Source organism: Methylophaga sp. UBA4204 (genome assembly GCF_002379485.1).
Lineage (GTDB): Bacteria > Pseudomonadota > Gammaproteobacteria > Nitrosococcales > Methylophagaceae > Methylophaga.
Map to the genome: position 1 here is coordinate 5,650 of NZ_DFTU01000071.1, position 8,715 is coordinate 14,364.

General features: G+C 46.0%; 7 protein-coding genes and 1 pseudogene. 4 read left to right on the plus strand and 4 right to left on the minus strand.

Translation table 11 applies throughout. The features are described from left to right. The 4 genes and pseudogenes from B3182_RS10285 to htpX all read left to right on the plus strand — a co-directional run. Positions 1–636, plus strand: a pseudogene (locus tag B3182_RS10285) (beta-hydroxylase); the annotation flags it as partial. A gap of 9 nt (positions 637–645) precedes the next feature. Next, positions 646–1,551, plus strand: a complete 906-nt coding sequence (locus B3182_RS10290) for an NAD(P)-dependent methylenetetrahydromethanopterin dehydrogenase (RefSeq protein ID WP_292354669.1) — start codon at positions 646–648, stop codon at positions 1,549–1,551. Between the two features lie 24 nt (positions 1,552–1,575). After that, positions 1,576–2,679, plus strand: coding sequence for an ATP-grasp domain-containing protein (locus B3182_RS10295; RefSeq protein WP_292354668.1), 1,104 nt, complete (start codon positions 1,576–1,578; stop codon positions 2,677–2,679). 54 nt (positions 2,680–2,733) lie between these two features. Next, positions 2,734–3,615 (plus strand): protease HtpX, encoded by an 882-nt coding sequence (gene htpX / locus B3182_RS10300; protein WP_292354666.1) that lies wholly within the window; start codon positions 2,734–2,736, stop codon positions 3,613–3,615. Positions 3,616–3,682: 67 nt separating this feature from the next. Here htpX and B3182_RS10305 read toward each other — a convergent pair whose 3' ends face one another. The 4 genes from B3182_RS10305 to glyS form a co-directional block, all read right to left on the minus strand. Next, on the minus strand, positions 3,683–5,764 hold the full coding sequence (locus tag B3182_RS10305) for an EAL domain-containing protein (RefSeq protein WP_292354664.1): 2,082 nt from the start codon (positions 5,762–5,764) through the stop codon (positions 3,683–3,685). Further along, complete coding sequence (locus tag B3182_RS10310) at positions 5,751–6,503, minus strand: lysophospholipid acyltransferase family protein (protein ID WP_292354662.1); 753 nt, start codon at positions 6,501–6,503, stop codon at positions 5,751–5,753. Before B3182_RS10310 ends, B3182_RS10305 begins: the two co-directional genes overlap by 14 nt. Then, on the minus strand, positions 6,503–7,042 hold the full coding sequence (gene gmhB / locus B3182_RS10315; RefSeq protein ID WP_292354660.1) for a D-glycero-beta-D-manno-heptose 1,7-bisphosphate 7-phosphatase: 540 nt from the start codon (positions 7,040–7,042) through the stop codon (positions 6,503–6,505). Before gmhB ends, B3182_RS10310 begins: the two co-directional genes overlap by 1 nt. 9 nt (positions 7,043–7,051) lie before the next feature. Next, a partial coding sequence (gene glyS / locus B3182_RS10320; protein WP_292752667.1) for a glycine--tRNA ligase subunit beta occupies positions 7,052–8,715 on the minus strand: 1,664 nt, incomplete at its 5' end.

The following is an 8,715-nucleotide window of genomic DNA, read 5'->3' on the forward strand; positions in this document are numbered from 1 at the left end:
GCTCTGGCAATGGATCGTGGAAAGCGATCAGGAATTGGGATCAGTACCTTTGATACCGGTGGTTTTGTAGTAGATGCGGGCTTAGGGCCTAACTCACAGACACCGGTCAGATTATTTCAGCATGACTTCCCCTCTCAGTGGCGACTGGTAATGTTGATGGATAAAAGCCATCAGGGCATTCATGGTCAAACTGAAATCCAGGCATTTCAGCAATTGCCTACGTTCCCTTTACAGCACTGCCAGCGTATTTGTCACTTGACGTTGATGCAGCTACTCCCCGCATTAATTGAGCAGGATATTCAATTATTCGGTTCCGCCGTGAGCGAAATTCAAGCCCTGATTGGTCAGCATTTTGCCCCAGCACAAGGTGGCCAGTACACCAGCAAAGCCATAGCCATATTGATGGAACACAGCAAGTCTCTGGGCTTTAACGGCATGGCACAAAGCTCATGGGGTCCAACATCCTGCGTATTTACCGAGAGTCAGTCTCAGGCGGATCAGCTTATCGACGAGCTACGTGGCGTGATTGACGCAGATCCTCAATTGCAGAATATTGAATTAATTAGTGCTGCTGGCGTTAATAAGGGTGCTGGCATTACAATCGACGGCAAGACTTTACATTTTAATAAACAGTGAGGGATTAACATGTCCAAGCGCTCCATCATTCATATGCTCAACCCTATGAAACAAAACAGTCCGTTTGATATCAACATGGCATTGGATGCCGGTTATGACATCATCATGCCTTACAATAACGTTGAGTTGAAAGAGGTTGCTGGCTTAACGCAAGACGCCATTTTTTCTCGTGGCCCTGCCGGTGTAAAAAAGACGGGTATGTTTATCGGTGGAAGAGATATTGGCTTGGCAATGGATATGCTTGATGCAGCTAAGTCTGCAATGGTCCCTCCATTCGAAATTCCGGTATTTGCAGATCCAAGTGGTGCTTTTACCACTGCAGCGGCGTTGGTGGCCTGTGTCGAACGTGAATTAAAGAAACAATTCAAACAGGATTACAAAGGTGTTAAAGCGGTTGTGTTTGGCGGTACTGGTCCAGTGGGACTTGCCACCGCAGTAATTGCCGCACTGCAAGGTGCTGAAACCACAATTGTTGATCACTTTTCACTGGATACCGCTCTGCAGTTTTCTGATGAGGCCCGTAAACGTTACGGGGTAAACTTACGAGCCACCACTGCTGCATCTGATGCAGATAAAGCCCGTTTGTTAAGCGATGCTGATGTGGTCTTCTGTACCGCTAAAGCAGGTATTCAGGTCTTGAATGCTTCTGTGTTGAGCGATGCTAAAAAACTTAAAGTGGCCGGCGATGTAAACGCCGTTGCCCCACTGGGTATTGAAGGTCTCGAGTTAATGGATAACGGCGAACCGCTGAAATTTGCCCCACAATGTCCAAATGCTGTCGGTATCGGCGCACTTGCAGTTGGTAATGTGAAATATAAACTGCAGCAAGCATTACTCAGAGAAACACTGGAAAGTGATAAACCTGTTTATCTGGATTTCCGTAATGCCTTTGAAGGTGCTCGTAAACTGGTTTAAGCATAGAAAGTACAGGAGCCAGTAATGGCTGAACATCCGATGCTCCTGTTGATCGTTGCACAAAGCGCAAGAATGCTGGCGCAATCGGCTAGACGGGAGGGTTATACCCTCCGTGTAGCTGATTGCTTTGCTGACATTGATACCCTCGACGCTGCAGATAGATTTCTGCAACTATCTGCGTTGGATAACCTTGAAGAACATCAATGGCTACAGACCATTATTACCTTAAGTGATGATGAGCCATGCTGGTTAATCTGTGGCACCGGTATCGAACGTTTTTATCCTGCTCTGCCAAAGTTACCCGCTCATATCAAATTTGCAGGGCCCTCATATGAGTGCTTTGAGCAGATTTGCCTCCCTGAAAAATGGATTGCGATACTGGAAAAATTATCTTTACCGCATCCTCCAACAACATTCCAAAAACCCCAGACGGAAAATAGTAAATGGCTAGCCAAATCGGCTGCCAGTTGGGGAGGAACACACATTGTTGAAGCAAATTTGGTACCAGAAAGTCCCGACCGATATTATCAACAATATATTGAGGGTATCAGTGGGTCCGTGCTGTTTCTGGCTGCAGCGGATGACATTCAGTTATTACTTTTCAATGAGCAATTTCCTGTTAATCTCAGCCTGTATAACTTCAGTCTAAACGCTATCTCAAGTGGCCTCCAAATTGAGTTAAAACAACAAAACTTTCTCCATCAGACATTACAAAAACTGACTGAACATCTGTCGTTAATCGGTTTGATGTCATTGGATTTTATTCTCAAGCCATCCGGCGAAATTTTTCTGCTGGAACTGAATCCACGTCCTACCGCTTCCTGTCAGTTATTGCCGGATCATGCTCCCATTATCAGTTGGCAGTTGATGAGTTTGACGGGGGGTATGCCTGAAACAGCGCTTGAACTTCCTGCAAAAAAACGAATCTTATGGTTTTGTTTTGCTCCGGAACAAATCATTATCCCGGTGGATTTTGACTGGCCAGAGTATTGCCATGACTTGCCTGCCGAAGGAAGTGTTATCGATAAAGGTGACATCATTTGCAGTTTAATGCTAGACGAAACCGAGCAGAATAATGCTCATCATCTGGCCACTATATTGGTTCAAAATTTAGCGGTTGCCGCTTGAAAACAGTCCGTTGCTGACCCATATTACTGACAACTTAATCTCAAGGAATCTCGAATGAAACGAATCATGTTGTACCTTGCCACCAATATTGCGGTGTTAGCGGTATTAAGCGTGACAATGCGACTGCTCGGTATAGATAGTCTTTTGGATGAGCAAGGTTCTGGTTTAGATATGACCTCCTTGCTTATTTTTGCGGGAATTATTGGCTTCAGCGGTTCATTCATTTCTCTGGCTATTTCAAAATGGACAGCAAAACGCCTGACCGGCGCAGAAGTAATTACTTCACCCAAAAATCAAACTGAAAAGTGGTTGGTGGATACTGTGTCACGTCAGGCACAACAGGCGGGCATTGGTATGCCTGAAGTGGCCATCTATCAATCACCGCAACCTAATGCTTTTGCCACCGGCATGAATCGTAACAATGCCCTGGTCGCGGTCAGTAGTGGTCTGATGCAATCGATGACACAGGATGAAGTAGAAGCTGTTTTGGCACATGAAGTCAGTCATGTAGCGAATGGCGATATGGTGACCATGGCGTTGATTCAAGGGGTGGTGAATACATTTGTTATCGTATTATCCAGAGTGATTGGCCATCTGGTGGACCGGACGGTTTTCAAAACCGAACGAGGACATGGTCCAGCTTTCTGGATTACCTCAATCATTGCTGAATTAGTGCTGGGTATTCTCGCCAGTATTATCGTGATGTGGTTCAGTCGTCAGCGGGAGTTTCGTGCCGATGCCGGCGCAGCAAGGCTTGTTGGCTCAGGAAAAATGATTGCTGCCTTACAACGCCTGGCAGGCACTGCCGAAGAGGCTTTACCCGATCAATTACATGCATTTGGTATTTCAGGTGGACGTGCAGGGATTTCGGCATTATTTATGACGCATCCTCCGCTTGAAAAACGGATTGAAGCATTACGTTCCGGTCGCATTTAACGCTTAACAGGCTGATTTTGCACTTCAAATCAGCCTGTTATATTTATCAGAACCTTCTCTAAACTGATTAGAGATCTTCGTCTTCAAAGTTGTAATCAAGCTTATCTGAAGGCTTATGAATATAATAACCTTGGGCGTAATCAACACCCAACCGCCATAAAAGAGCAAGACTGACTGCGTCTGAGACAAACTCGGCAATACAGGGTTTTTCAGCCTGCTTTGCCATATCGATTATCGCTTTTATGGCTGCCTGATTTTCAGTATCGTTCGCCATATTTTCGACAAAATTACCGTTGATTTTCAGATAGTCAACATCAAGCACATTCAGACTATGCGAAAATCCTATACCGGAACCAAAATGCTCTAATCCAAATTCACAGCCAATGGCCTTAAGTTTGGCAATAGTATTTTTGGTGTCTTCAATATTATCCACGGCAGCTGTTTCACTGATCTCAAATATCAGCGCCTGCCCGGTCAAATTATGTGCTGAAAGGGTGGCTGATAACCAGTCTACATAATCTTTTTCATGCAGAGTCTGTTCAGAAAGTTTAATAAAAAACCGTGTTTTAGGATGCGTTTTTTGATGTTCTGACAGCATTTTAAGTGCTGTGCGTATGACCCATTTATCCACCTCTGCCATCATCTGCAACTTGACAGCATGCTGAATAAACTCCTCCGCTCGCAAGATTTTGTTTCCGTCCTGCAATCTTAACAGAACGTCATAGAACTCTTGTTGAGGACCGTGCAAAGCAACAATGGGTTGAAAATGAATATTGAATAAATCGTTGTTCAGGGCATTTTGCAACACTGTTTTCCAAGCAGAAAGTTCGCCTGAATCACTCTGGGGCATTTTCTCCTGGAATCGAGCTGTCTGATTGCCGCCAGCATGCTGGGCAATAGTACAGGCTTTATCAGCATTCTCCAGAGCCGTTTGGGCTGAGGCGACATTTTCACTGATACGCGCTATCCCAATACTACAGTGCAAATCGATCATTTTACCGTTGGTATGTGAAACAAAATCAGCAACGCTCTTCAAAAAATCATCGGCTCGTTTATCCACAAAACTTTCGTCGGTGCTGGGGATAATAATGGTAAAGATCTGATCACCGTAACGGCCGACCGTTTCACCCTCTTCGGCTGTTTGTAGCAATAGATCGGCAACACTTTTAATCAGAACATCGCTGGTCGTAAGACCTACAAGCTCTTTAATTTGCTGAAAGTCATCCAGCACCATGTAAAGCAAAGCAGAATCCTGCTGATTTTCAGCTGCCTGGTTAACTGCAAGCTGTAACGCATCTACAAAACGCGTTCGATTGTATAGTCCGGTCAGAAAATCAAAGTCACGTAAACGTTGTAGTTGATCGTTGTCTTCAACAACGGCGACATTGCGATCACGAACAACAACCTGAGTACATTCTTCCCCTTCTACCTGTGCATGGCTGAACTCGATATCCGCATCAAATGCATAACCACCACTCTTCAAACACTGAGCTGTGACCGTAGCCGGTTTCGAATCGACCTGCTCAGTAAACTGACGAAATACCATTTTAAATTTGGCGTGGTCGTCAGGATCAATCAAATCCAGAATTGGCAAACCATCAATGTCTTCCTGTTCTTCATAACCAAACAGATTCAGGTAGGCACTGTTAACATATAAATGCATACCCTCGTGCATATAGGCCACGGCATCTCTGGAGCTTTCCAGTAAAGCTCGGGAGCGTTTTTCACTCTCGCGCAATGCACGTTCATTGCGTCGTCCAAGACGTCGCATAAACAGATTATCCAGTTCACGCTCAACAACGAACTTCAGCCGTTCAATGTCATCTTTCAAGACAACATCCTGAACGCCGGTCCGGAACAATTCTTTTTCAGCGGCTTTATTTTCAGTAATCACAATGCATGGTAAATCCTTACCCAGGCGTTTGATTACGTTAACAATTTCAACAGGAGCCAGCGCTGGCAAATTATCACGGCAAATAAGCAAATCCCAGCTTTGCTTGCTTAATGACTGCTCCAATGCGTCAAAATCATCTTCACGTCCAGCTCTGACCGCATGGCCTGCACTGCGTAATATATTAATAATAGCGTCAGCTTCAGTAAGCGAATCGTCAATAATTAATAACCGTAAAATACCTTCAGCTCTCGCCACGCTGCTCACCTTTAGTAAATTGCACCGGTGTTTTCCCTTCCAGTTGGGTCATGGTTGATGTCATCCAATCGTAAGCCTTTTGATTAACGGCCGTAGCTGACAAATCCTGAATCTCTATCTTAGCGCCAATCACCATTTTGATCACGCCTGGACGTTTAAGAAAGCCTTTTTTTGCCCAAAAGCTGCCGGCATTATGCGCCACCGGAACGACTGGAACAGCTGCTTCCACCGCCAAACGGGCTCCCCCCACCCCAAACCGCCCCATCGTGCCAGGCGGTAAACGCGTCCCTTCAGGAAACACCACAACCATTGCGCCTGATTGTAACCGTTCCTTGCCCTGCTCAATTACCTGATGCAAAGCCTGACGGCCGGCATTTCGATCAATGGCGATTGGCCGCAATGAAGCCAGTCCCCAACCAAAAAAAGGAATCCATAATAATTCACGTTTCAACACCCAGACCTGGGGAGGAAAGACAGCCTGTAAGGCCAACGTTTCCCATGCGGATTGGTGTTTGCATAAAATCACACAAGGTTCTTTCGGAATATTTTCTCGTCCTTCAACTTCCAGTCTCAATCCACAAATAACTTTTAACAACCAGATATTCATTACCGCCCAACGACTAACGACCCAGTAGCGCTGTTTAAACGGTAATGGCCAGATTAGCACGCCAATGACCGAGAATAGAATGGCTGTTATTGCGTAAACGATCAGAAAGATGAATGAACGGAAAATTTGCATCAAATGACGATTTCCAACAATGCATCGGCCACTGCAGCCAGGTTGTCATATACTGGTATATCCTTGGGGATACCTTTCTTCAGAGTCTTTTCACCTTTTCCGGTGCGCACCAGAATGGGTTTGGCTCCAGCAGACTGTGCTGCCTGAATATCTCTCAGCGAATCGCCGACCGCAGGCACATGATCCAGATTCACCCGCAGTCGATGGGCAAGCTCTTTAAACGCTGCGTCTTTAGGTTTACGACAGTCACAATTATCATCAGGCCCATGTGGGCAGAAAAAAATGGCTTCAATGCGTCCACCAACCTGCGCCAGCATACGTCGCATTTTACTGTGTATACGATTAAGGGTTTCGACATCCAAAAAGCCTCTGGCAATGCCGGATTGATTGGTAATGATCACCACCCGATAGCCGGCATAATTCAGTCTCGCAATAGCTTCCAGACTGCCTTCAATGGGCTCCCATTCAGACGGAGATTTAATAAAATCATCCGAATCATGGTTTATCACACCATCACGATCGAGAATTATCAGCGACATATACGCATCCTAATTTTGTAATCGGGAAATATCCGCCACACCCAGAAACAATGCCCGAGTCTGATTCAGTAACGCCAAACGATTATGACGAATTGCTTCATCTTCTGCCATAACCATGACTTCGTCAAAAAACGCATCAATACTGTCGCGCATATCGGCCAGACGACGTAATACACCGGCGTAGTCAGCCTTTTGCATCATCGGAGCAACATCTGCAGAGACTTGTTGTAAGGTCTCAGCCAGTTTTTGTTCGGCCGTTTCTTCCAGTAAATCAGGATTTAATTGATGACCCGCTTCGTAGGCACCGTTTTTCCGCAGAATATTATCAATCCGTTTATTGCCTGCAGCCAGCGCTTCGGCCTGCTCCATCTCACGGAAAGCGGACACAGCCTGCATACGCTGCATAAAGTCCAATGGACGCGTGGGTTTCAAAGCAAGCACGGCTTCAAATACATCACCATGATGGCCGGCATCGGCCGCATAGCCACGTAACCGATCAAACAGATATTGCATCACCGGAGCCACGATTTCTGTTTCAGTAAGCTGTTTATCGTAACTTTGCACTGACTGTTGTATAAGTTCAGCCAGATCCAAATCCAGATTATTCTCGATGATAATTCTCAGTATGCCTAACGCCGCACGACGTAAGGCAAACGGATCTTTGGCACCTGATGGTGGCTGACCAATGCCAAACAGTCCGCACAAGGTATCGATTTTTTCGGCAAGACTTAATGCCTGTCCGGTTTTGCCCTGTGGCAAAGCATCACCGGCAAAACGTGGCAGATATTGCTCATCCATCGCTGCAGACAACTCTTCCTGCTCTCCATCAAGACGAGCATAAAAGTTGCCCATAATGCCTTGCAGTTCGGGAAATTCACCGACCATTTCAGTGACCAGATCACATTTGGCCAACATGGCAGCGCGTTCAGCAAGCGCTATATCACCATCAATTTTGCCCGCAATAAAACCAGCCAGTTTCGCAACTCGTTGGGATTTATCAAAGACCGTACCCAGTTGATTCTGGAACACGATGGTTTTCAGTTGTTCCTGACGATCCGCTAATGGACGTTTTCTATCGGTATCCCAGAAAAATGCGGCATCGCTTAACCGGGGTAGAATTACCCGTTCATTACCGGCAATAACTTGCGCCGGATCACGACTTTCAATATTACACACTGTAATAAAAAATGGCAGTAACTTGCCAGCCGCATCTTCTACCGGGAAATATTTTTGATGGCCCTGCATTGAAGAGATCAGTGCCTGCGAGGGCAATTCCAGAAAACGCTTTTCAAACTCCCCCGATAATGCAACCGGCCATTCCACCAGTCCGGTGACTTCATCGAGCAATTCATCATCAATAATGGCCTGACCACCCAGTTGGCTGGCCAATTCTTTGACCTGTCCGCGAATGGCTTCGCGACGCTCAGCAAAATCAACCATCACATGCCCTTCGCTAAGCAATTGTGGCGCGTAGGTTTGGGGACTACTGATTCGAATTGCCTGTGGATGATGGAAACGATGTCCATAACTAAGCTGATTGGATTGTACGCCCAGCAAGCTGGCCGGAATAATCTCATCCCCCAGCATCAAAATCAGCCAATGCACAGGCCTGACAAATTCTTCGGATAAACTGCCCCAACGCATTCGTTTGGGTATGGGCAATGCCGCCAAAG